This is a genomic window from Streptomyces sp. NPDC127129, from assembly GCF_042671585.1.
In the GTDB taxonomy this organism is placed as follows: Bacteria; Actinomycetota; Actinomycetes; order Streptomycetales; family Streptomycetaceae; genus Streptomyces.
Map to the genome: position 1 here is coordinate 166490 of NZ_JBHXTV010000011.1, position 21949 is coordinate 188438.

Annotated in this window: 21 protein-coding genes and 2 tRNA genes; 7 read left to right on the forward strand and 16 right to left on the reverse strand. The window is 71.4% G+C overall.

Translation table 11 applies throughout. From position 1 onward, the window contains the following. The first annotated feature begins 92 nt into the window (after positions 1 to 92). Entirely contained in the window at positions 93 to 386 is a 294-nt protein-coding gene (locus tag ACFVGW_RS22065) for a hypothetical protein (protein ID WP_352186529.1), read from the forward strand. A gap of 106 nt (positions 387 to 492) precedes the next feature. On the opposite strand, the gene ACFVGW_RS22070 is transcribed toward ACFVGW_RS22065, so the two are convergent. From ACFVGW_RS22070 to pgsA, 8 genes are all read right to left on the reverse strand, one after another. Then, positions 493 to 1245, reverse strand: a complete 753-nt coding sequence (locus tag ACFVGW_RS22070; protein WP_158985482.1) for a YebC/PmpR family DNA-binding transcriptional regulator — start codon at positions 1243 to 1245, stop codon at positions 493 to 495. 62 nt (positions 1246 to 1307) lie between these two features. Then, positions 1308 to 1898: a pyridoxal 5'-phosphate synthase glutaminase subunit PdxT gene (gene pdxT, locus ACFVGW_RS22075; protein WP_352186528.1), complete on the reverse strand. Its 591-nt coding sequence runs from the start codon at positions 1896 to 1898 to the stop codon at positions 1308 to 1310. A gap of 6 nt (positions 1899 to 1904) precedes the next feature. Continuing rightward, positions 1905 to 2753: a pyridoxal 5'-phosphate synthase lyase subunit PdxS gene (gene pdxS, locus ACFVGW_RS22080; protein WP_229861018.1), complete on the reverse strand. Its 849-nt coding sequence runs from the start codon at positions 2751 to 2753 to the stop codon at positions 1905 to 1907. A 188-nt stretch (positions 2754 to 2941) separates the two neighbouring features. Next, positions 2942 to 3484: a hypothetical protein gene (locus ACFVGW_RS22085; RefSeq protein WP_383224926.1), complete on the reverse strand. Its 543-nt coding sequence runs from the start codon at positions 3482 to 3484 to the stop codon at positions 2942 to 2944. Positions 3485 to 3495: 11 nt separating this feature from the next. Then, positions 3496 to 4137, reverse strand: a complete 642-nt coding sequence (locus ACFVGW_RS22090; protein ID WP_385853192.1) for an MBL fold metallo-hydrolase — start codon at positions 4135 to 4137, stop codon at positions 3496 to 3498. An 89-nt stretch (positions 4138 to 4226) separates the two neighbouring features. Next, positions 4227 to 5390 carry a glycosyltransferase family 4 protein gene (locus tag ACFVGW_RS22095; protein WP_383224922.1) on the reverse strand — a complete coding sequence of 388 codons (1164 nt, stop codon included), beginning with the start codon at positions 5388 to 5390 and terminating at the stop codon, positions 4227 to 4229. Next, positions 5387 to 6313: a phosphatidylinositol mannoside acyltransferase gene (locus ACFVGW_RS22100; protein WP_385853193.1), complete on the reverse strand. Its 927-nt coding sequence runs from the start codon at positions 6311 to 6313 to the stop codon at positions 5387 to 5389. Before ACFVGW_RS22100 ends, ACFVGW_RS22095 begins: the two co-directional genes overlap by 4 nt. Further along, positions 6310 to 6999, reverse strand: coding sequence for a phosphatidylinositol phosphate synthase (gene pgsA, locus ACFVGW_RS22105; RefSeq protein WP_385853194.1), 690 nt, complete (start codon positions 6997 to 6999; stop codon positions 6310 to 6312). Before pgsA ends, ACFVGW_RS22100 begins: the two co-directional genes overlap by 4 nt. Before the next feature lie 252 nt (positions 7000 to 7251). Here pgsA and ACFVGW_RS22110 point away from each other — a divergent pair, with 252 nt between their 5' ends. Next, complete coding sequence (locus ACFVGW_RS22110; RefSeq protein ID WP_385853195.1) at positions 7252 to 9459, forward strand: elongation factor G-like protein EF-G2; 2208 nt, start codon at positions 7252 to 7254, stop codon at positions 9457 to 9459. Between the two features lie 183 nt (positions 9460 to 9642). Further along, on the forward strand, positions 9643 to 11301 hold the full coding sequence (locus ACFVGW_RS22115) for a hypothetical protein (RefSeq protein WP_352186520.1): 1659 nt from the start codon (positions 9643 to 9645) through the stop codon (positions 11299 to 11301). A gap of 3 nt (positions 11302 to 11304) precedes the next feature. Here ACFVGW_RS22115 and ACFVGW_RS22120 read toward each other — a convergent pair whose 3' ends face one another. Continuing rightward, on the reverse strand, positions 11305 to 11877 hold the full coding sequence (locus ACFVGW_RS22120) for an HIT domain-containing protein (protein WP_352186519.1): 573 nt from the start codon (positions 11875 to 11877) through the stop codon (positions 11305 to 11307). A gap of 108 nt (positions 11878 to 11985) precedes the next feature. On the opposite strand from ACFVGW_RS22120, the gene ACFVGW_RS22125 reads away from it, so the two are divergent. Next, complete coding sequence (locus ACFVGW_RS22125; protein WP_385853196.1) at positions 11986 to 12621, forward strand: potassium channel family protein; 636 nt, start codon at positions 11986 to 11988, stop codon at positions 12619 to 12621. 18 nt (positions 12622 to 12639) lie between these two features. Here ACFVGW_RS22125 and thrS read toward each other — a convergent pair whose 3' ends face one another. The 3 genes from thrS to ACFVGW_RS22140 all read right to left on the reverse strand — a co-directional run bounded on the left by thrS (position 12640) and on the right by ACFVGW_RS22140 (position 16576). Next, on the reverse strand, positions 12640 to 14616 hold the full coding sequence (gene thrS, locus ACFVGW_RS22130; RefSeq protein WP_383224911.1) for a threonine--tRNA ligase: 1977 nt from the start codon (positions 14614 to 14616) through the stop codon (positions 12640 to 12642). A 122-nt stretch (positions 14617 to 14738) separates the two neighbouring features. Continuing rightward, a complete protein-coding gene (locus tag ACFVGW_RS22135) occupies positions 14739 to 16010 on the reverse strand; it encodes a hypothetical protein (protein WP_385853197.1) in 1272 nt (423 codons plus the stop codon). Next, positions 16010 to 16576, reverse strand: a complete 567-nt coding sequence (locus ACFVGW_RS22140; RefSeq protein ID WP_352186515.1) for a DUF4365 domain-containing protein — start codon at positions 16574 to 16576, stop codon at positions 16010 to 16012. The genes ACFVGW_RS22135 and ACFVGW_RS22140 overlap by 1 nt, the downstream gene beginning before the upstream one ends. A 120-nt stretch (positions 16577 to 16696) precedes the next feature. Here ACFVGW_RS22140 and ACFVGW_RS22145 point away from each other — a divergent pair, with 120 nt between their 5' ends. Further along, complete coding sequence (locus tag ACFVGW_RS22145; RefSeq protein WP_352186514.1) at positions 16697 to 17422, forward strand: exonuclease domain-containing protein; 726 nt, start codon at positions 16697 to 16699, stop codon at positions 17420 to 17422. A gap of 76 nt (positions 17423 to 17498) precedes the next feature. Here the strand turns inward: ACFVGW_RS22145 and ACFVGW_RS22150 are convergent. Together ACFVGW_RS22150 and ACFVGW_RS22155 are read right to left on the reverse strand one after the other, a co-directional pair. Further along, positions 17499 to 17570, reverse strand: a tRNA-Val gene (locus ACFVGW_RS22150). A gap of 39 nt (positions 17571 to 17609) precedes the next feature. Next, positions 17610 to 18059, reverse strand: coding sequence for an SRPBCC family protein (locus tag ACFVGW_RS22155; RefSeq protein WP_385853198.1), 450 nt, complete (start codon positions 18057 to 18059; stop codon positions 17610 to 17612). An 83-nt stretch (positions 18060 to 18142) separates the two neighbouring features. Between ACFVGW_RS22155 and ACFVGW_RS22160 the strand changes: the two genes are divergently transcribed. Then, positions 18143 to 20653, forward strand: coding sequence for an SCO7613 C-terminal domain-containing membrane protein (locus ACFVGW_RS22160; protein ID WP_385853199.1), 2511 nt, complete (start codon positions 18143 to 18145; stop codon positions 20651 to 20653). A 73-nt stretch (positions 20654 to 20726) separates the two neighbouring features. Here ACFVGW_RS22160 and ACFVGW_RS22165 read toward each other — a convergent pair. Further along, positions 20727 to 20801, reverse strand: a tRNA-Val gene (locus ACFVGW_RS22165). 54 nt (positions 20802 to 20855) lie between these two features. Further along, positions 20856 to 21278 carry a TIGR02611 family protein gene (locus ACFVGW_RS22170; RefSeq protein WP_352186511.1) on the reverse strand — a complete coding sequence of 141 codons (423 nt, stop codon included), beginning with the start codon at positions 21276 to 21278 and terminating at the stop codon, positions 20856 to 20858. Between the two features lie 189 nt (positions 21279 to 21467). On the opposite strand from ACFVGW_RS22170, the gene ACFVGW_RS22175 reads away from it, so the two are divergent. After that, positions 21468 to 21881, forward strand: a complete 414-nt coding sequence (locus tag ACFVGW_RS22175) for an SsgA family sporulation/cell division regulator (protein WP_015032345.1) — start codon at positions 21468 to 21470, stop codon at positions 21879 to 21881. Positions 21882 to 21949 lie beyond the last annotated feature (68 nt).

Below are 21949 nucleotides of genomic sequence, written 5' to 3' on the forward strand. Positions count from 1 at the left end.
TCACTGACATTCGCACGTTTGACCGACGTGCGAACGTTCGAGTGGTCGAGGGTTTTCGACCGCACAACCCAATAGGGGGAAACATGCGTCGCATGTCCAAGATCGGCGTCACGGGCGCCGCGATCGCGCTCGCCACGGTCGGTCTCAGCTCGCCCGCCCAGGCGGCGTCCTCGGAGATCCACCGCGGCAAGACCGGCTGCTTCAGCTGGTCCTGGGCCGAGGGCTGGACCACCACCACGGTGTACTACCGGAACACCTGCACCTACGAGGCGTCGATGAACGTCTGGTGGCAGGACGGCCGGACCAGCCGGATGAAGAAGGTCACCGCCGCGGGCGGCGCCTCGGGGAGCGTCAAGAACTCGGGCGACTTCAAGCGGATCGACTGAAGGTGATCCCGTACCCGGCTGATTCCTGACACCCGGCCGGGATGTCGAAAAAGCGGCCCGCCGGTTCTCCGGCGGGCCGCTCTCCGTGTGCGAGGACGAGGCCTGATCAGGCGTCGACCTTCTCCATGACCTCGTCGCTGACGTCGAAGTTGGCGAAGACGTTCTGCACGTCGTCGCTGTCCTCCAGCGCGTCGATCAGCTTGAAGATCTTGCGCGCGCCCTCCTCGTCCAGCTCGACCTGCATGGTCGGGACGAAGTTGGAGTCGGCGGAGTCGTAGTCGATACCGGCCTCCTGGAGGGCGGTACGGACGGCGACCATGTCGGTGGCCTCGCTGATGACCTCGAAGCTCTCACCGAGGTCGTTGACCTCTTCGGCGCCCGCGTCGAGGACGGCGCCGAGGACGTCGTCCTCGGTCAGCTCACCCTTGGGCAGCACGATGACGCCCTTGCGGTTGAACAGGTACGAGACCGAGCCCGGGTCGGCCATCGAACCGCCGTTGCGGGTCATGGCGACGCGGACGTCGGAGGCGGCACGGTTGCGGTTGTCGGTGAGGCACTCGATGAGCACCGCGACACCGTTCGGACCGTAGCCCTCGTACATGATCGTCTCGTAGTCGACGCCGCCGGCCTCGAGGCCGCCGCCGCGCTTGATCGCCGAGTCGATGTTCTTGTTCGGGACCGAGCTCTTCTTCGCCTTCTGCACGGCGTCGAACAGCGTCGGGTTGCCGTCCAGGTCGGCGCCGCCGGTCCGGGCCGCGACCTCGATGTTCTTGATCAGCTTCGCGAAGAGCTTGCCGCGCTTGGCGTCGATCACGGCCTTCTTGTGCTTCGTCGTAGCCCATTTAGAGTGGCCGGACATCTGCCTGTCTCCTTCGCGTAACCCATTTCTGAACGAACCCCAGAGATCTTACCGGGACCTCGTCACCGAGCGGCGCGCACCATGTCGACGAACAGGGCGTGAATGCGGTGATCGCCGGTGAGTTCGGGGTGGAACGAGGTCGCCAGGACCTGCCCCTGCCGTACGGCCACGATGTGGCCCTCGTGCTCGGCGAGGACCTCGACCTCCGCGCCGACCGACTCGACCCACGGGGCGCGGATGAAGACGCCCTCGACGGGGCCGTCCTCGATGCCGGTGACGGTGACGCCGGCCTCGAAGGACTCGTTCTGACGGCCAAAGGCGTTGCGGCGGACGATCATGTCGATGCCGCCGAAGGTCTCCTGACCCGAGCGCGGGTCGAGGATCTTGTCGGCGAGCATGATCAGACCGGCGCAGGTGCCGTAGACGGGCAGGCCGGCGGCGATGCGCTCACGCAGCGGCTCCATCAGACCGAAGAGCACGGCCAGCTTGGAGATGGTGGTGGACTCGCCGCCCGGTATGACGAGGCCGTCGACCTCGGCGAGCTCCTCGGGGCGCCGGACCGGCCTGGCCACGGCGTCAGCCGCGGCCAGGGCGATCAGGTGCTCCCGTACGTCGCCCTGGAGTGCCAGGACACCGATGACGGGTGTGGTCATGGGTGCTTACCAGCCGCGGTTGGCGTAGCGCTCGGACTCGGGGAGGGTGTCGCAGTTGATGCCGACCATGGCCTCGCCCAGGTTGCGGGAGGCGTCCGCGATGACCTTCGGGTCGTCGTAGAAGGTGGTGGCCTTCACGATGGCGGCGGCGCGCTTGGCCGGGTCGCCCGACTTGAAGATGCCGGAGCCGACGAAGACGCCCTCGGCACCGAGCTGGCGCATGAGCGCGGCGTCGGCGGGGGTGGCGACACCACCGGCGGAGAACAGCACGACCGGCAGCTTGCCGAGCTCGGCGACCTCCTTGACGAGCTCGTACGGGGCGCGCAGCTCCTTGGCGGCGGCGAACAGCTCGTTGTTGTCGAAGCCGCGCAGCTTGGCGATCTCGTTCTTGATCTGGCGCAGGTGGCGGACGGCCTCGACGACGTTGCCGGTGCCGGCCTCGCCCTTGGAGCGGATCATGGCCGCGCCCTCGGCGATACGGCGGAGGGCCTCGCCCAGGTTGGTGGCGCCACAGACGAAGGGGGTGGTGAAGGCCCACTTGTCGGAGTGGTTGATCTCGTCGGCCGGGGTGAGGACCTCGGACTCGTCGATGTAGTCGACACCGAGGGACTGCAGGACCTGGGCCTCGACGAAGTGGCCGATGCGGGACTTGGCCATGACCGGGATCGAGACCGCGCCGATGATCTCCTCGATCATGTTCGGGTCGGACATCCGGGCGACGCCGCCGTCCTTGCGGATGTCGGCGGGGACCCGCTCCAGGGCCATGACGGCCACGGCGCCCGCGTCCTCCGCGATCTTCGCCTGCTCGGCGTTGACCACGTCCATGATCACGCCGCCCTTGAGCTGCTCGGCCATGCCGCGCTTGACGCGCGCGGTGCCGGTCTCGGGAGACTGGGTGCTGTTGGGAAGCGTGGTGGACACGGGGACCTCACTCGTGAAAGCGGTGTTGAGACAAGAATGAGGAAACAGGCCGACAGCAGTCCACATCAAGGGCCAATGTTCAGCCGGTGGATCGTTTTGATTGATTTCGCAGGCCGGAAGGGTCAGGACGGTCGATCAGCAAGGGCCACGGGCGGTTCGTCGTCCATTTCGAAGGCCAGCGGGAACGGTGCGTGGCCTGCGAGCCGGAAGAAGCGCACCGTACGGTGGCGGCGCAGCGCACGTGCGGCGCGGACGGCGTCGTTGTGGAACCTGCGGGCCATCGGTACACGGCGGACGGCCGCCGCGAGTTCGCCCGCGGCCTCCTCGCCGCCGGGGGCCTCCCGTACCGCCTCGACCTGCTCGGTCTCGCCGAACACCGCGCGCAGTGCCTGGCTCAGTTCGCTCTCGGCGACCTCGCGCTGGTCCTCCTCGGCCTGCCGGGCGGCGTGCGCGGCCTCGTAGAGCACGATCGAGGCGGCCGGGTCGAGCACTCCGGAGGTGGCCAGCTCCTGGGCGACCGAGGCGCGGCGCAGCAGCTGGGCGTCGAGGGCGGCGCGGGCCGCGTCGATCCGCGAGTGCAGCCGGTCGAGCCGGCCGGCGGTCCAGCTGAGGTACAGGCCGATCGCGATCAGCGCGACGACGGTCCAGATCAGGGTTTGGGTCACGGGCGCACAGGCTACCGTCGCGGTGGCAGCGGCCCTTCCCACAGGTCACGGTCGTGGGCGAAGCGGACCTTGGCAGTCCGCCCGTCCGCGAGTTCGGCGAGCCGGTCGAGCCACGGGCGGTACGGGTCGCCGAACCCGGACGCGACGTCGTACGCCTGCCCGGCGAGGACGGTGATGTGGTCGCCCTGGTCGAGGACGAGGGACTGGTGCCCCTCGGTGTGCCCGGGTGTGGGGACGACCGTGACGCCGGGCGCGATCGCGTGCTCGCCGTCGATCTCCTGGTAGAGCACGCCGTCGAGTAGGTGGCCGAGGGTGTAGCCGCCGGCCCGTGCGGTGGCGAGTTCCTTGCGCTGGACGAGGACCGGGGTGTCGGGAAAGAGCGGGTTCCCGCCGATGTGGTCGAAGTGGAGGTGGCAGTTCACGACGAGGTCGACGTCCCGCGCGGCGGCGGGGAGGGGATGGCGGGTGGGCCGGTAGTGCGCGTCCGTCTCCGGGGAGCCCTCCCCCATGCCGGTGTCGAAGAGCAGGGTGCCGTGCTCATGGCGTACGAGATACGCCAGCGCGGGCTCCACGCGGTCGTGGGGGCCGCCCCACTCGACGGCGGGGCGGACGAAGTGACCAAGGTCCAGGATCTGAACGGTCGTTGAGGTCATACGCCCAGCCTGCCCGAAAGGGCGCCGCCCCCGTGGACGGTGCCCGTCCGTTCCGCCGCGGGCGGAACGGACGGCACCACGGCAGGGGCTCAGTCGCGCGAGGCCAGGCCGAACCGCGCCCGCAGGCCCACGCGTTCGTCCGTCGCGACCGATGCCGCGCCGTCCGTCACCGTCTCGTAGACCGCGAGGATGTCCGCGCCGACCGTCGACCAGTCGAAGCGCCGCACGTGCGCGCTGCCGCGCCTGCTCAGCTCCTTGCGCCGCACCTCGTCCCCGAGGAGGCGGATCGCCGCGTCCGCCAGCGCGTCCGCGTCCTCGTTGGCGAAGAGCTCGCCCGCCGCCCCCTGGTCGAGGACCTGGGCGAAGGCGTCCAGGTCGGAGGCGAGGACCGGCGCGCCCGCCGACAGCGCCTCGACCAGGATGATGCCGAAGCTCTCGCCGCCCGTGTTCGGCGCGACGTAGACGTCGACGCTGCGCAGCAGCCGCGCCTTGTCCTCGTCGCTGACCATCCCGAGGAACTCCACGCGCTCCCGCATCTCGCGCGGCAGCGAGGCGACCGCCTCCTCCTCGTCGCCGCGCCCGGCGACGAGGAGCCGCGTCTCGGGCCGCTCCGTGAGGATCTTCGGCAGCGCCTTCATCAGGACCGGCAGGCCCTTTCGCGGCTCGTCGATGCGCCCGATGAAGCCGAGGGTCTGCCCCTGCCACTCCGTTCTGGGCTCGGCCCGCGCGAAGAAGTCGACGTCGACGCCGTTGGGGATGACGACCGCGTCGCCGCCGAGGTGCTCGACCAGTGTGCGCCGGGCGTACTCGCTCACCGCGATCCGCGCGCTGATCTTCTCCAGCGCGGGCTGCAGGATCGGGTACGCGGCGATCATCGCCCGCGAGCGCGGGTTGGAGGTGTGGAAGGTGGCGACGATCGGCCCCGACGCCGCCCAGCAGCTCAGCAGGCCGAGCGAGGGCGACGCCGGCTCGTGGATGTGGATGACGTCGAAGGTGCCGTCGTGCAGCCAGCGCCGTACCCGGGCCGCCGACAGGAAGCCGAAGTTCAGCCGGGCCACCGAGCCGTTGTACGGGACCGGCACGGCGCGGCCCGCCGAGACGACGTACGGCGGTAGGGGCGTCTCGTCGTCGGCGGGGGCGAGCACCGAGACCTCGTGCCCGAGCCGGATGAGGTGCTCGGCGAGGTCGCGGATGTGGAACTGGACGCCGCCGGGCACGTCCCACGAGTAGGGGCAGACGATGCCGATCTTCACGACTGCCGCTCCTCGCCGAGCGGCGGGCGCTCCTCCAGGTCCTTCAGCCACAGTCGCTGCAGCATGTGCCAGTCCTCCGGGTGGTCCGCGATTCCGCCGGCGAAGGCATCGGCCAGCGCCTGTGTCATCACGGACGTCTTCTCGGCCCGCGTACCTGACTCGGGTACGTCGACGGGCGGGTGAACGCGGCCCTTCATGACCGGGGTCTCGTCGTACCAGAGGGTCACCGGCAGCAGCAGCGCGCCCGTCTGCTGGGCGAGCAGCGCGGGCCCGGCCGGCATCCGCGCCGTCTCCCCGAAGAAGGTGACCTCGGTGCCGGAGGCGGACAGGTCGCGGTCGGCGACCAGGCAGATCAGACCGCCGTCGCGCAGCCGTCGCGCGAGCGTCCCGAAGGCGGAGCCGCCGGAGTGCGGGAGGACCTCCATGCCCAGCGACTCGCGGTAGGCGACGAACCGGTCGTACAGCGTCTCGGGATTGAGCCGTTCGGCGACCGTGGTGAACGGCACGCCGAGGGAGCGGGTCACCCACACGCCGGCGAGGTCCCAGTTGGCCAGGTGCGGCAGGGCGAGTATCACCCCTCGGCCGGAGGCGAGGCCGTCCTTCAGGTAGTGGACGTCCTTGATGTCGAAGCCGCTGTCCACCCGCTCCTGGCTCCAGGTCGGCAGCCGGAAGGACTCCATCCAGTACCGCATGTACGAGCGCATGCCGGCCTTCGACAGCTCGCGGAGCCGCTCGGGGCCCGCGTCGGGCACCACGCGCGCGAGGTTGGACTCCAGCCGCAGCACGCTCTTGCCGCGCCGCTTCCAGGCGGTGTCGGCGATCCGCCGGCCGAGCCCGGCCGCCACCGGCTCCGGCAGCCTCTTCACGGTCGCCCAGCCGAGCCCGTACAGGGTGTCGGTCAGCCGGTCCTGCAGCCCGCTCATGACGTCGCCTCGTTCCCCCGCGCACCGGGCGCGTCCGCACCGGGCGCGTCCGCGGCCGCGTCGGCCTCCGCCGATTCCCGCCGTACCGTGACCACCCGCTGGCCGAGGGTCACCGCACTGCCCACCGCCACGATCCAGAGCGCGATCGGCAGCAGGACGTCGACGCCCGGCACACCGAAGCCGTGCAGGCCGGCGAGGCCTGCGGCGACCAGCGAGATCACGAGCCGCTCGGCCCTCTCGACCAGACCGTTGACCGCGACCGGCAGGCCAATCGATTCGCCTCGCGCCTTGGTGTACGAGACGACCTGACCGCTGGCCAGGCAGAAGATCGAGACGGCGCACATCACGTTGTCGTTGCCGCTGCCCGCGTACCAGAGCGCGAAGCCGCCGAAGATGGCGCCGTCGGCGACCCGGTCGAGGGTCGAGTCGAGGAACGCGCCCCAGCGGCTGGAGATCCCCGCCTGCCGGGCCATGTTCCCGTCGACGAGGTCGGAGAAGACGAAGAGGGTGATGACGATCGTGCCCCAGAAGAACTCTCCGCGAGGGAAGAAGACCAGGGCTCCCGCCATCACTCCGGCCGTGCCGATGAGCGTGACCGCGTCGGGGCTGACGCCCCGCCGGAGCAGAAACGCGGCGAACGGTGTGAGGACACGCGTGAAGAATGCACGCGCGTACTTGTTCAGCATGGCCTTCCCGAGGTTCGGTGGGCCGCGCGGCCCCAATGACCACCGGCCCGCCCATCGTAGCCAGCGACGCTGCCGCCGAACCGCCGGGCACCCGCCCGCCGCGTCGCGTACGACGTATGGACGCACCATGACGTCGGTGCAAAGCTCGAAGGACAACCGCGGGCACCGCCGGAGCTGCCCAGCGTCTCCCCCTGCGCCCGCGTCCCGCCTCACCGTGCGAGCGAGCGGTGCAAGCGATCGGGAGGACCCCTCATGGGAGACAAGGCGAACGCACACTCCGGAGCCGCCGGCAGGGCTCCAACGGCCGACCGGCCCTCGGCCGTACGGAACGTGGTGCTGGTCGGCCACAGCGGATCGGGAAAGACGACACTCGTCGAGGCGCTCGCGCTGACGGCGGGGGCGGTCAACCGGGCGGGGCGCGTCGAGGACGGCGGCACGCTCTCCGACCACGACGAGATCGAGCACCGCCAGCAACGTTCCGTACAGCTCTCCCTCGTCCCCCTGGAATGGGACGGGGTCAAGATCAATCTCCTCGACACCCCCGGGTACGCCGACTTCGTCGGGGAGCTGAGGGCCGGTCTGCGCGCGGCGGACGCGGCCCTCTTCGTCGTCTCGGCCGCCCAGGAGGCCGACGCGGTCGCCGGATCGACCCGCATGGTGTGGGAGGAGTGCGCGGCCGTCGGCATGCCCCGCGCCATCGTCGTCACGCATCTGGACACCGCCCGCACCGGCTTCGACGAGCTGACCTCGGTCTGCTCCGCCATCTTCGGCGGCGACGACCCCGACGCCGTACTCCCCCTCTACCTGCCGCTGTCCGGCCCGGAGGCACCGGACGGGCACGCCCCGACGACGGGCCTGGTGGGGCTCCTCTCGGAGCGGATCTTCGACTACTCCACGGGCGCCCGGCAGGAGAACCCGCCGGACGAGAGCCAGCGGCCGCTGCTCGCGGAGGCCCGGAACAGGCTGATCGAGGGGATCATCGCCGAGAGCGAGGACGAGACCCTCATGGACCGCTATCTCGGCGGTGAGGACATCGACATCAAGTCCCTGATCGACGATCTGGAGAAGGCCGTCGCCCGGGGCACCTTCCATCCGGTACTGGCCGCCGCGCCCGCCTCCGACGGCGGCAGGCAGGGGCTCGGCACCGTCGAGCTGCTCGAACTGATCACCCGCGGCTTCCCGACCCCGCTGGAGCGGGAGGCGCCCGCGGTGACCACGCCCGACGGCGTCCCGCGGCCCCCGGTCACCTGTGATCCCGAGGGGCCGCTCGTCGCCGAGGTGGTCAAGACCGCCTCCGACCCCTACGTCGGCCGGATCTCGCTGGTCCGGGTCTTCTCCGGCACCCTGCGGCCGGACGTGACGGTCCATGTCTCCGGCCACGGGCTGACCGACCGCGGGCACGAGGACCACGACGTCGACGAGCGGGTCGGCGCCCTGACCTCGCCCTTCGGCAAGCAGCAGCGCCAGCTGAGCCAGTGCGTCGCGGGCGACCTGGCGTGCGTGGCCAAGCTCGCCCGGGCGGAGACCGGCGACACCCTCTCCAGCAAGGACGATCCGCTCCTGATGGAGCCGTGGACGATGCCCGACCCCCTGCTCCCCCTGGCGATCGAGGCCCACAGCAAGGCCGACGAGGACAGGCTCTCGCAGGGTCTGTCGCGGCTGGTCGCCGAGGACCCGACCATGCGTCTGGAGCAGAACCAGGACACCCATCAGGTCGTCCTGTGGTGTCTGGGCGAGGCGCACATGGACGTGGCGCTCGAGCGGCTGCGCAGCCGGTACGGGGTACAGGTCGACGCGGTCCCGCACAAGGTGGCGCTCCGCGAGACCTTCGGCGGGCCCTCGGCCGGGCGGGGCCGGCACGTCAAGCAGTCCGGCGGCCACGGGCAGTACGCGATCTGTGAGATCGACGTCGAGCCGCTGCCGCCGGGGAGCGGGATCGAGTTCGTCGACAAGGTGGTGGGCGGGGCGGTTCCGCGCCAGTTCATCCCCTCCGTCGAGAAGGGCGTGCGCGCCCAGGCCGCGCGCGGGGTGGCCGCCGGGCATCCGCTGGTGGACGTGCGGATCACCCTGCGCGACGGCAAGGCCCACTCGGTCGACTCCTCCGACGCCGCGTTCCAGACCGCGGGCGCCCTGGCGCTGCGCGAGGCGGCGGCCGAGGCGAGCATCCGGCTCCTGGAGCCGGTCGCCGAGGTCCAGGTCCTCGTCCCGGACGAGTACGTGGGGCCGGTGATGAGCGATCTCTCCGGGCGCCGCGGCCGGGTCGTCGGCACCGAACAGGCCGGTCCCGGGCGGACGTTGGTGCGCGCCGAGGTCCCCGAGATCGAGATCGGACGGTACGCGGTCGAGCTCCGCTCCATCTCGCACGGCACCGGTCGCTTCGACCGCTCGTACGCCCGTCACGAGCCGATGCCGCATCAACTCGCCGAGAAGCTCCGCGAGCAGTCGGGGAAGGGTTCCTAGCCACCCGCACACGGCCGGATGCCGTCCGTCCAACTCCCCTCCGGCGGACGGCATTCGGCCGACCCGTGACGCATCCGCCGGTACCCGGTTACGCTGTGGTGCCCAGCTCAGCAGGTGTGCGGGGCGCGGCAGTCGGGAACAGGCCGCAGTGGGACACGCGGTGAACCACACGGGCGCGCGGCGATGGGGGCATCAGTGACGATCGGCAGTTTCGGACCCGGGGCGCAGGTTCCGCTGCAGGGCTCGGACGGACAGACGGCGGCGACGCATGCCCTGGCCTCCGCCGCGTACCGCGACAGCCCGGTGGAAGCGATCCTGGACGCCAACAACGACTGGCACCAGTCCAAGGTCACCGACGGCAGATGGGCCCGGCTCTTCCGCCCCGACCTGGGTGAGGCCTTCTCCCGCGCGGTCCAGGTGCGGATGCTCGGCGGCGCCCGCAAGGCGCTCATCCAGTCCTTCGGCACCGACCCGCAGCCCGTGGTCGAGCACTGCCTGGCCGCCACCGGCATCCGCAAGCAGCGTGACGTCAGGCTGACCCTGGTCACGTTCGTCTTCGGCGTCCTGTTCCTGCCCGGCCTGCTGCTCTGGCTCGGCGTGATCCAGCTGCGCCGCATGGTCGCCGGATCGGAGAACAGGCGCACCAGCGCGGTGGGCACGGTGATCCTGCTGGTGGCGGCGCTGATCGCGGTGGGCTTCATGATCAAGCTGCCGTTCGGCGGCTTCCTGGGGATCTATCTCCGGGCGATGATCGTCGCGCCGGTCATCGGCTGGTTCCTCGCCAAGCGGATCTGCGAGTCCACGGCCAGGGACCTGCGGGAACGCTGGACCGCGCTGCTGAGCGGCGGCGGCATCGGCGCCAAGATCCCCGAGGCGGTCCCCGGAGACCCCGCCGAGAAGTCCGCCGAGGAGCTCCGCCAGAACCTGGAGAAGCTCTCCGCCGAGCAGCAGTCCAACATCGTCTTCTACGCGGGCCCCAAGGGAATACTGGGCATGGGTACGCGCTGGGGCAGCTGGACGCTCGCCGAGGAGCTGGTCCCCAAGGACGGCCGCGAGATCCACGACTTCCGCGCCTGGGACGTCGTACGGAAGATCCACGACCAGCTCACGATGCTGGAGCGGGGTTCCCTGAAGACCGGCTTCCCCAAGCCGACCGTCAAGCACTGGATCGTCTCGCCGGTGGGCGAGGGGGCCGACGAGGTCGCCCGGCCCGACGGCGACAACATCGTCCACTTCCAGGTCAAGCCGCACGAGATACAGCGCATCTGCAACGACCAGCAGTTCGGCGCCGGCAACCGGCACTACCTCGGTGTGCAGTTCACGCTCTGGGACGGCCAGCTCGTCCTGACGATGATGATCACGGTGACCTCGCTCCACCGCACGCTGCGCGTGGAGGTCACCGGACACGCGCTCGGCCCGGTCCACTCGCTCTTCACCACCAAGCCCAAGGCGAAGACGAAGGAGGTCTCCAAGACGGTCCGCTTCTGGGAGACCAGGGAGGTCCAGCTGCCGCTCCTGGCGACGGACGAGATCGTCCGCAAGGCGGTCCGTGCCCCGTTGACCTGGTTCCCGGCGATCCTGGACTTCCTCGGCGGCAAGCTCGTCCTGCCGGAGCCCTTCGGACTGCGCCACGCGTGGGCCGCCCAGCCGTGGCGGCACCGCTTCATGGCCGACGACGCGATCCGCGCCGCGACGCCGGTGATGCGCGCGGTCCACGCGGCGACCATCGAGGTGCTCGACGATCACGGCGTGGACACGGAGCGCTTCACCAACCGCTCGCTGATCCTGAGCGGCGCCGTCCAGGACCCGGGCCCGAAGAAGGCGGACGCGTACGACGCGTAGGGGTCAGGCGAGTTCCGACGTGGCCGGCCAGGCGGCGGCGAGCATCGCACGGGTGTCGGCGAGGAGCTGCGGCAGCACCTTCGTGTGGCCGACGACCGGCATGAAGTTGGTGTCGCCGCCCCAGCGGGGCACGATGTGCTGGTGCAGGTGGGCGGCGATGCCGGCACCCGCGACCGCGCCCTGGTTCATGCCGATGTTGAAGCCGTGCGCTCCGGACGCGGTGCGCAGGGCGATCATGGCCCGCTTGGTGAACTCGCCGAGTTCGGCGGTCTCCGGCGCGTCCAGATCCGTGTAGTCGGCGACGTGACGGTACGGGACCACCATCAGGTGCCCGCCGTTGTACGGGTAGAGATTGAGCACGGCGTAGACGTTCTCGCCCCGTGCTATCACGAGGCCGTCCTCGTCCGACTTCGACGGGATCACGCAGAACGGACAGCCGTCCTCGGCCCCCGGCCCGGTCGGCTTGTTCTCGCCCTGGATGTACGCCATCCGGTGAGGCGTCCACAGGCGCTGGAACGCGTCCTGCGTCCCGACTCCGATCTGCTGCTCCGGCTCAATCGTCATGCTGTGCAGCATATTGCTTCGCCCGTTCGGAACGTGTCGCCGGGGCGCTCGTCCTCGACTCCCGGAGATGCTGATCCGATGGACGAGAGGCCGGAGAATCAACAACGCTGGGACCGCCGCATGGAGACACCGCTCGCCGTGGCGTCCGTGCTCTACCTCACCGGGTACGCGGTGCGGGTGCTGGCCCACGGCATGGACCAGATCTGGCTGGACCTCTGTCTCGCGGTCACGCTGTCGGCCTGGTCCGTCTTCATCGTCGACTACGCGGTGCGGGTCCGCCTCAGCGGTCTCAAGCCGCTGCGCTTCGTCCGCGCGCACCTGCTGGGCACGGTGGTCCTGATCCTTCCGCTGCTGCGGCCGCTGCAGATGGTGAAGATCTACGAGCAGATCCAGCGCCGCCGTGACCAGCCGCGCCTCACCCTGTACGCCCGGGTCATGGCGTACTCCAGCCTCACGGTCGCGCTGCTGGGTTTCGCGGGCGCGCTCGCCGTCCTCCAGCACGAGCGCGGGGCGCCGGACGCCACGATCCGTACCTTCGGCGACTCCCTCTGGTGGGCGGCGGAGACCCTGACGACGGTCGGGTACGGGGACGTGACCCCGGTGACGCCGACCGGGAGGGTCATCGCGGTGGGCATGATGGCGTGCGGAGTCGCCCTGCTCGGCGCCGTCACCGGTTCGTTCTCGTCCTGGCTGATCCAGACGTTCACGCGGGAGGACGAGAAGGGGCCCCCGGGAAACTCCCCGGGGGCCCCTTGAGCACCTGTGCCGCCAGGGTCAGACCTGGACGCGCTCCTCGACGACCTTGGCGATCTTGGCGATGGCCTCGTCGACGGGGATGCCGTTCTCCTGCGAACCATCGCGGTAGCGGAAGGAGACGGCGCCGTTGGCCATGTCCTCGTCGCCCGCGATGATCATGAACGGGACCTTCTGCTTCTGAGCGTTGCGGATCTTCTTCTGCATCCGGTCCGAGGAGGCGTCGACCTCGACCCGCAGCCCCTGCTTCTTCGCCTTGGCGGCGAACTCCTGGAGGTACGGGATGTGCGCGTCGCCGATCGGGATGCCGGTCGCCTGGACGGGGGCCAGCCACGGCGGCATGGCGCCCGCGTAGTGCTCCAGGAGCACGGCGAAGAAGCGCTCGATCGAGCCGAACAGCGCGCGGTGGATCATGACCGGACGCTGCTTGGTGCCGTCGGGACCGGTGTACTCCAGGTCGAAGCGCTCCGGCAGGTTGAAGTCCAGCTGCACGGTCGACATCTGCCAGGTACGGCCGATGGCGTCCCGCGCCTGCACGGAGATCTTCGGGCCGTAGAACGCGGCGCCGCCCGGGTCGGGGGTGAGCGGGAGGCCCTGCTTCTCGGCCACCTGCTGGAGGACCGCGGTGGCCTCCTCCCAGACCTCGTCCGAGCCGACGAACTTCTCCGGGTCCTTGGTGGACAGCTCCAGGTAGAAGTCGGTCAGACCGTAGTCGCGCAGCAGGTTGAGGACGAAGGTGAGCGTCTTGTCGAGCTCCTCCGCCATCTGCTCGCGGGTGCAGTAGATGTGCGCGTCGTCCTGGGTGAAGCCCCGGGCTCGGGTCAGGCCGTGCACGACGCCCGACTTCTCGTACCGGTACACGGTGCCGAACTCGAAGAGACGGAGCGGAAGTTCACGGTAGGAACGTCCGCGCGCGTCGAAGATCAGGTTGTGCATCGGGCAGTTCATGGGCTTGAGGTAGTAGTCCACGCCCTCGTCGAGCTGCATGGGGGGGTACATGCCCTCGGCGTACCAGTCGAGGTGGCCCGACTTCTCGAACAGCTTGCCCTTGGTGGCGTGCGGCGAGTAGACGAACTCGTAGCCCTCCTCCTCGTGGCGCTTGCGCGAGTAGTCCTCCATGACCCGGCGGATGATGCCGCCCTTGGGGTGGAAGACGGCGAGGCCGGAGCCGATCTCGTCCGGAACGGAGAAGAGGTCGAGCTCGTTGCCGAGCTTGCGGTGGTCGCGCTTCTCGGCCTCGGCGAGGAAGTCGAGGTGGGCCTTCAGCTCGTCCTTCGACGGCCAGGCGGTGCCGTAGATGCGCTGGAGCATCGGGTTCTTCTCGCTGCCGCGCCAGTAGGCGGCGGCGTTCCGCATCAGCTTGAACGCGGGGATGTTCCGGGTGGTGGGCAGGTGGGGGCCTCGGCAGAGGTCCTTCCAGCACAGGTCGCCGGTCTTGGCGTCCAGGTTGTCGTAGATGGTCAGCTCGCCGCCGCCGACCTCGACGCTGGCGCCGTCGTCGGTCGACGCGGAGCCCTTGATGCCGATGAGCTCCAGCTTGTACGGCTCGTCCGCGAGCTCCTCGCGGGCGGCCTCGTCGGTCACGACGCGACGGGAGAAGCGCTGCCCGCGCTTCTGGATCTCCTGCATCTTCTTCTCGACGGCCTTGAGATCCTCGGGCGTGAACGGCTTCTCGACGTCGAAGTCGTAGTAGAAGCCGTCCCGGACCGGCGGGCCGATGCCGAGCTTCGCCTCGGGGAAGAGCTCCTGCACGGCCTGGGCCATGACGTGCGCGGTGGAGTGGCGCAGGATGTCGAGACCGTCCGGGGAGGAGATCTCGACCGGCTCGACGACGTCGCCCTCGGCGACGACGTAGGTGAGGTCCTTCAGCTCACCGCCGACGCGGGCGGCGATCACGGACCGGTCGTCGGCGAACAGCGCGCCGGCGGTCGTGCCCGCGCTCACCGCCCGATCCTCGGCTCCTGAGGCGGACTGGACGGTCACACGGACATCAGACACGGATGCTCTTTCCATAAGGGCGCAGGCAGACACGATGTGCCGGCGTCGACGGCGCGCGACAGAGACGAGGTGCCGCACCCCTGAATCCTACGGGCTCGGTTCGCCTCCGCACGCTTCGCGCCTCACTCGCCCGGGCCGCAGGCCTCCTCGAAGAAGTCGAGGTTCTCGTGGAGCGACTTCATGAGACGGTCCCGCTCCGCCTCGTCCACCTGGACCGGTACGACGCCCGAGGCGTCCGTCAGCCGGCGGAAGCCGCCGCGGCTCTCCAGCCGGCCCACCACCCGGATCGGCAGCCCGACCAGATGCGCGTGGCCGGCCGTGCGGTACGACTCCTCGTCCAGGGTCACCCGGACGTGCGGCACCTCGGCGCCGCCGAGCACCCGCAGCCGTACGGTTCCCTCGCCGCGCGGACCGGAGCGGCGCATGCGGACGACGGCGCCCGTGATCCGTACCGGTACGGACGGCTCGTCCGTCATGTAGCGCGCGCTCGCCTCGCGCAGGGCGGGCAGGTCGCCCGCCGAGAACTCGACGGGCTCGGGCCGGGCCGCGCACCCGGCGGGCGTTCCGGCGGCGGGGGCCCACTCCAGCGCGATCCTGGCCCCCTCCGTGCCGCGCACCAGCGCGACGAGCGCCTCGGTCAGCTCGCGGCTCACCCCCGCCTCGACCGCCGCGTCGAAGGCCTCCATCCCGCCCGTGGCGCGCTGGTAGTCGGTGGCCTCACGCGCCGCGTACAGCGCGTGGTACAGCCGTACGGCGATGGCCCGGCCCGAGTCGACGGGGACGAACGCGGTCAGGCCCCGGCCGCCCGGTGCCGCGCCCACGACCACCGCCTCCAGGGACGCCTGGGCCTGGCGCCGGTGCCGGGCACCGTAGTACCCGGCGCGCCCGCGCACGGCCAGCGCCCCGGCGAGGAGCAGCTGGCGTGCGGCCGACCTCAGCTGTTCCTGGACGGTCCAGGGAACCGTGCCCGCGGGGCCGGGCGGCACATCGCGCCACCAGCGGATCTCGTCGCTCGGCACGGTCAGGCCGACCAGGACCTCCCGTGCCGACGGCGCCGCGCTGTGCTGGAGGGCGGTGAGCGCCTCCCCCAGCAGGTCCTCGCAGTCGGGAAATGCCCGGCTCTCGGGTACGAGCAGGCTCGTACCCGAGACGGTGCCGGATCCCGGCGGTGTCCAGCGGCTGTAGCGGCCCGCGGCGCCGCCGCGGCGCCGCCAGCCGTGCCGGGCGAGCAGCGCGCCGAGGACCAGCGGATCGACGCGTCCGGGGTCGGGCGAACCCTCGGCGTCGGCCCAGGGGCCGCCGGGGAGGTCGCCGTGCGGGGGATGGGGGCGGAACGGTGGCAGAACGGGGCCGTAGCCGGCCCCGTCCTCCTGTTCGCCGATCGGCCGGTGCATCAAGGTCTCCCTCCCACGCCGACCCGGGTCATGATCTCGCACAGAGCCCGGTCGTCGAAGATCCGCGCCGTCGGTATGCGCACGGTCGTCCGCCGTCGCCCCGTCACCGGGTGGCCGGCCAGGTTGATCCAGTAGCAGCAGTGCCGCAGGTCCAGTCGGTCGTGCCCGGCCCGCAGCCAGTCCTCCTGATCGCGCGGCACGATCATCACGACCAGGATCTTGTGCACCGAGACCGGGGTCCGCGCCAGCTTCACCAGATGGTCGTTGTCCAGGGTGAAGGAGAACGCGGGGCCCGGCGGTCGCGGCGGCAGCTGGTAGGTGCACTTCAGCTGCACCTTGATGGTCACTTCGTCGTCGACGGTATGGCCGGGAGCGCTGTGGCTCACATGCCAGTCGATGCCGTTGTCCGGAAACGGCTGCGACAGCGAACAGCCCGCCGCCGCCGCGACCGCGTGGAGATATCCCACCTGGAGCGTCTCCATGCAGGCGGTGGTGGCGAGTGAGCCGCGCAACGGTGCTGCCCGCTGAGGCGGCAGCCCTCCCGATTCGGGCTGGGCGAGCGCCATGTCAATTCCCTTCCCCGTCATCTGTGTTGTCACCGGTCCGCGTACGGGGCAAACAGCCCGGGTATCACCGATTCGGGCAGGGGGATAGCCATCTGCCGCATATGTGCGAGGAGTTCGGGGATGACGCACTGGTATGAGGGGCCCCTGGCCGCATTCGACACGGAAACCACGGGAGTTGACGTCGAGCAGGACCGAATCGTCTCGGCCGCGCTCGTCGTCCAGGACACGGCCGGCGGGCGTCCGCGGGTCACGCGCTGGCTGGTCAACCCCGGGATTCCGGTGCCCTCTGCGGCCACGGAGGTCCATGGCCTGACGGACGATCATCTGCAGCGGAACGGGCGCTGGCCCGCGCCCGTGATGGAGGAGTTGGGGCGGGCGCTGGCCGAGCAGTGTGCCGCCGGCCGGCCGCTGGTGGTGATGAACGCGCCCTTCGATCTGACGATCCTGGACCGCGAGCTGCGCCGCCACCGCGCTTCCTCGCTGGGCCGCTATCTGGAGAGCACGCCGCTGTGCGTGCTGGATCCGCGGGTGCTGGACAAGCACCTGGACCGCTACCGGAAGGGCCGCCGGACGCTGACGGATCTCTGCGCGCAGTACGGCGTGGAGCTGGACGGCGCGCACGACGCGGCGGCGGACGCGACGGCGGCTCTGGACGTCGTACGGGCGGTGGCGCGGCGATTCGCGGCACGGCTCGAACGACTGTCGCCCGCGGAGCTGCACACCCTGCAGGCGGTCTGGCACGCGGCGCAGGCGCGCGGGCTGCAGGCGTGGTTCACCCGCAACGGGACGCCGGAGACGGTGGATCCGGCGTGGCCGCTCCGCCCGGAACTGCGGACCGCCGCCTGAGGCGGGCGGCACGAGGCCGGAGCGGGCCGGGAATGCGGAAGGCCGGTCCGTCTTTCGACGGACCGGCCTCTCCCGGTGGGCGATACTGGGATCGAACCAGTGACCCCTTCGGTGTGAACGAAGTGCTCTCCCGCTGAGCTAATCGCCCGGGAACGGGTTGAACCATACAGGTTTCCGCGGGCTTCCTTCAAACCGCGCGCAGATGGGCCCTGAGTCCTCGTCGTCCCGCGCGCATCATGAGGGCGTGGTTGGCGCGGAAGACGGGCCGCCCGGGTATGGCGAGCCGGCGCATCAGAGGGCTGGTCACCTCGACCTCCTGGTCGTAGACCGCGCGGGTGCCTGAGCCCGCGACCGGGGCGAGGGTCCAGCGCGCCCAGCCCTCCAGGTCGCCGTGGAGCGCGATCTCCAGGACGTGGGCGACGGGGTCACGGCGCCTGGCCTCGGCGGTGACGACGAGGTCGTACGGGAGGAAGGAACGGAACCGGGCGGTGCCGGTCACGTCGTCGACGGGGACGACCTCCCGGACCTGGGGCCACCAGCTCGGGTACTCCTCGGCGCGTTCGAGCACGGCGTAGACGGCGTCGGGCGGGGCGGCGAGCTGCCAGACGCTGCGGAAGCGGTAGCGACACCAGTCCATGACCCCAGTGTGTACGTACTCAGGCCCGGAGATGAGTACCCGCGCGCATGGTTCCGGACTGTGGTCCGGAGCACACTCCGGGCATGGACAACGCACTCCCGCCCGCCGACGAGCTGGTGCTCGTCGACCGCGAGCTGGCCCGACTCGACGCCCGCCGGTCCCAGTTGCTGACCCGCCGGGCCTGGCTGTTGCACGTACTGCGCGCTGCGGAGGCGTTCCCGGCCCCGCCGCGGGCCGCGGCCGCCGGGCCGGTCGGGGACTCGACGCCGCGCAGCGCGCAGAACGTGCTGCTCACCCTGGGCGGGGTGCTGCTGACGATCGCCGCGCTGGCCTTCACCCTGGTCAGCTGGGGTTCGATGGGGATCGGCGGCCGTGCGGCGGTGCTCGCCGTGGTGACGTCCGCCGCGCTGGTGGTGCCGGTGGTGCTGCTGCGCCGCGGGCTCGGCTCGACGGCGGAGGCGGTCGCCGCCCTGGGGCTCGTACTGATGGTCCTGGACGCGTACGCCCTGCACAGGGTGGCGCTCGCGGACACGGACGGAGCGGCCTTCGCGGCCGTGGCGTCGGCGGTGCTCGCGGGGGCGTGGACGGCGTACGGTGCGGCGCTCGGGAGACTGCGGATCCCCCTGCCGGCGGCGGTGGTGACGGCCCAACTCCCGCTGCCTCTGGCCGTCCTGGCCACGGACGGCGGTCCGCTCGCGCTGGGCTGGGCCGCGCTGGCGACGGCGGCCCTGGATCTGGCCGTGGTGCTCCGGGCGAAGCCGGCGGCGGTACGGGTGACGGCGGCCGTGGGGGCGGGCGTCCTGGGCGCCTGGGCGCTGCTCGCGGGCGGCGGGCTGTCGCTCTCCTCGCCGGTGCCCGCGGGCGCGCTGCTGGTCGCCGGTTCGGCGGTGGCGCTGGCCGTGGCGTGGAAGGCACCCCGTGCGGCGGTGGCCGCGTCGGTGGTGGCGGGGCTCGCGGTGGTCGCGGCGGCGGGCGGTGTGCTGCGCCCGGTGCTTCCGGGCGACTGGGAGGTCCCGGGATACGTGCTGTGTGCGGTGGCGCTGGCGGGCGCACTGCGGTCGGCGGCCCCGCGCGGGGTACGGACGGGGCTGGCCGGGGCGGGCTCCGGGGTGCTGGCCCTGGGCGTGCTCTGGGCCCTCCCGCCCGTCGCCGCGGCGCTGCTCGGTCCCATGGCGCGGACGGCTCCGGTCTGGTCGGGTGCCCACGCGGACCGTGTTCTCGCCTGGTACCCGTCGACCGCGCCGGTGGTCCTGCTCGTCGCGGCCGCTGCCTTCGCCGCGCTGCCGCGCCTCTGGTCCCGTTGCGCGGCGCTCTTCCTGGCCTGGGCGGCCCTGACCGCGCTCCCGCTCTCCCTGGAACTCCCGTACGGGACCACACTGGCTCTCCAGCTCGTGACGACCACGGCGGCCCTCGCCCTGGCGTACCGCCCGGCGCCCCTCACCCGCGGCCTGCCGACACCGGCCCGGGGCGCCGCGCGACCGGACGGCGAAGCCGCCGGGGCCACCGCCCCGACGTCCGGCGACGCCGAGCAGGCCGGGGAGCGCCCGGACGCGGTCGGCCCCGAGGTCCCGTGGCCCGGGTGGGGGCCGGTGCGCCCGGTGGCCGTCCCCGCGGCCGTGCCGCCCGGTGAGGTGCTCGGGTGGAGTGCGTTCGGGTGTGCGCTCGCCTCCGCCCTGAGCGCGGTCGCCGTGGCCCTGGACACGCGGGGAGCGACCTTCGGGGCGCTCGGCGTGCTCCTCGGACTCTTCGTGGCGGGGGCGTTCCTCTCCGAGGGCGCCCGGCGAGCCGTCGCCGCCTGCGCGGCGGTCGTCGTGGCGACGGGCCTGGTCTCCGCCGGCTCCGCCGCGGCGGAGCTCCCGGCTCCGGAGACCGCCCTGGCCCTGCTCCTGGTCCCCACCGCGACCGCCCTGCTCGGGGCGCGCCTCCGGCGCCATCCGCTCGCACCGCCGGTGGAGCTCACCGGTGCCGCCGTGGCGCTGCTCGCGGTCACCACGGCGGCGGCCTCCCGGCCGGCCGTCCTCGCGCTCGTCCTCGCCCTCGTCGGGGTGATCGCCGCCGGTACGGCCGTCAGGCCCGAGCGCCGTCCGCTCGCCTCGTGGATCGCAGGGGCCCTGTTCCTGCTGGCGACCTGGGTGCGTCTGGCCGCCTGGGACGTGACGACACCGGAGGCGTACACGCTGCCCGTCACCGTGCCCGCCCTCGTCGTCGGTGCGCTCCGCCGGCGCCGCGACCCGGAGGCCTCGTCCTGGGTGGCGTACGGTCCCGGTCTCGCCGCCACGCTGGTGCCCAGCCTCTTCGCCGCCTGGGCGGACCCGGACTGGCCGCGCCCGCTGCTGCTCGGCGTCGCCGCGCTCGTCGTGACCCTGCTGGGCGCACGGTTCCGGCTCCAGGCCCTGCTGGTGCTCGGCGGTACGGTCCTCGCCCTCGACGGGCTGCACGAGCTGGCCCCGTACGTCGTCCAGGCCGTCGGCGCGCTCCCCCGCTGGCTGCCGCCGGCGCTCGCCGGTCTGCTGCTCCTGGCCGTCGGGGCGACCTACGAACAGCGGCTGCGGGACGCCCGCCGGCTCCGGGAACGGCTCGGCCGCATGCGGTGACCCGGCGAGCACCGCGCCGGGGGGACGCCGAAGGCCCGGAGACTGGATCCAGTCTCCGGGCCTTCGGTCCGGGTGGTGGGCGATACTGGGTTCGAACCAGTGACCTCTTCGGTGTGAACGAAGCGCTCTCCCACTGAGCTAATCGCCCGGGCGCACCGCAAACATTACCGCATGTCAGCCGGTGCCTTGACCGTCTCCAGGGTCAGTCGTTGATCTTCCACGGCATGACGAAGCCGTACTTCCAGAGGTAGAAACCGAGCAGCGCTCCGACGATGACCAGACCGATGGTCGTCAGGATGATGTTGCGCCGCCGGACCTTCGGGTCGAGCGCGCGCTGTGCCGCCTCGGTGACCTTCCGTTTCGTCCAGCGGAGGACGAGCTGTGCCCAGACGAACTCGGTGGCCCAGATCGCCATGCCGCCGAAGATCACCAGCCAGCCGGGGCCCGGCAGGGGCAGCATGACGACGCCCGCGCCGACCACCGCCAGTCCCACGATGAAGACGCCGACCTGCCAACTCATGTGCAGGGTCCGCCGGGCCTTGATGAACTCGGGGGCCCTGGATCCCAGCTCGGATTCCCCGTCGGCCGCGGACTCCCCGGTGCGCTCGTCACTCTCCGCATTCATGGTCCCAACTTACCGGACCGAGCGACCTCACCCATATGGCGGTATTACCGAAAGTCACACGCCCCCATACGAGCTACCTGAACGATCACAAAACAGACAGAGGGGTTTACAACGGCACCGTAGGTGGCATGTCGATTTCGCCGACGTGCGAATCCCCGAGCGCACACTGAGCGAAAGGCCCTGGCGCTTATGAACACCACGGTCAGCTGCGAGCTGCACCTGCGCCTCGTTGTGTCGAGCGAGTCCTCACTGCCTGTACCCGCGGGCCTGCGGTATGACACGGCCGATCCGTATGCCGTGCACGCCACCTTCCACACCGGAGCCGAAGAGACGGTCGAGTGGGTCTTCGCCCGCGACCTTCTCGCCGAGGGGCTGCACCGGCCCACCGGCACCGGCGACGTCAGAGTCTGGCCGTCCCGCAGTCACGGTCAGGGCGTCGTCTGCATCGCGTTGAGCTCCCCCGAGGGCGAAGCCCTGCTCGAGGCCCCGGCGAGGGCCCTGGAGTCGTTCCTGAAGCGGACCGACGCCGCGGTCCCGCCCGGCACCGAGCACCGCCACTTCGATCTCGACACGGAGCTCTCGCACATCCTGGCCGACAGCTGAGCCAGGCCGAGAGCCGCACGGCGCCGTCCGACTCGGGGCGACGGCGCCGCGCGGACAACCGCATACGG

Coding starts and splice junctions, on each gene's coding strand:
- ACFVGW_RS22065 (WP_352186529.1), top strand. CDS start 93: ATGTCCAAGATCGGCGTCACGGGCGCCGCGATCGCGCTCGCCACGGTC.
- ACFVGW_RS22070 (WP_158985482.1), bottom strand. CDS start 1,245: ATGTCCGGCCACTCTAAATGGGCTACGACGAAGCACAAGAAGGCCGTG.
- pdxT (WP_352186528.1), bottom strand. CDS start 1,898: ATGACCACACCCGTCATCGGTGTCCTGGCACTCCAGGGCGACGTACGG.
- pdxS (WP_229861018.1), bottom strand. CDS start 2,753: ATGGCCGAGCAGCTCAAGGGCGGCGTGATCATGGACGTGGTCAACGCC.
- ACFVGW_RS22090 (WP_385853192.1), bottom strand. CDS start 4,137: ATGACCTCAACGACCGTTCAGATCCTGGACCTTGGTCACTTCGTCCGC.
- ACFVGW_RS22100 (WP_385853193.1), bottom strand. CDS start 6,313: ATGAGCGGGCTGCAGGACCGGCTGACCGACACCCTGTACGGGCTCGGC.
- pgsA (WP_385853194.1), bottom strand. CDS start 6,999: ATGCTGAACAAGTACGCGCGTGCATTCTTCACGCGTGTCCTCACACCG.
- ACFVGW_RS22110 (WP_385853195.1), top strand. CDS start 7,252: ATGGGAGACAAGGCGAACGCACACTCCGGAGCCGCCGGCAGGGCTCCA.
- ACFVGW_RS22115 (WP_352186520.1), top strand. CDS start 9,643: ATGGGGGCATCAGTGACGATCGGCAGTTTCGGACCCGGGGCGCAGGTT.
- ACFVGW_RS22120 (WP_352186519.1), bottom strand. CDS start 11,877: ATGCTGCACAGCATGACGATTGAGCCGGAGCAGCAGATCGGAGTCGGG.
- ACFVGW_RS22125 (WP_385853196.1), top strand. CDS start 11,986: ATGGAGACACCGCTCGCCGTGGCGTCCGTGCTCTACCTCACCGGGTAC.
- ACFVGW_RS22135 (WP_385853197.1), bottom strand. CDS start 16,010: ATGCACCGGCCGATCGGCGAACAGGAGGACGGGGCCGGCTACGGCCCC.
- ACFVGW_RS22140 (WP_352186515.1), bottom strand. CDS start 16,576: ATGGCGCTCGCCCAGCCCGAATCGGGAGGGCTGCCGCCTCAGCGGGCA.
- ACFVGW_RS22145 (WP_352186514.1), top strand. CDS start 16,697: ATGACGCACTGGTATGAGGGGCCCCTGGCCGCATTCGACACGGAAACC.
- ACFVGW_RS22155 (WP_385853198.1), bottom strand. CDS start 18,059: ATGGACTGGTGTCGCTACCGCTTCCGCAGCGTCTGGCAGCTCGCCGCC.
- ACFVGW_RS22160 (WP_385853199.1), top strand. CDS start 18,143: ATGGACAACGCACTCCCGCCCGCCGACGAGCTGGTGCTCGTCGACCGC.
- ACFVGW_RS22170 (WP_352186511.1), bottom strand. CDS start 21,278: ATGAATGCGGAGAGTGACGAGCGCACCGGGGAGTCCGCGGCCGACGGG.
- ACFVGW_RS22175 (WP_015032345.1), top strand. CDS start 21,468: ATGAACACCACGGTCAGCTGCGAGCTGCACCTGCGCCTCGTTGTGTCG.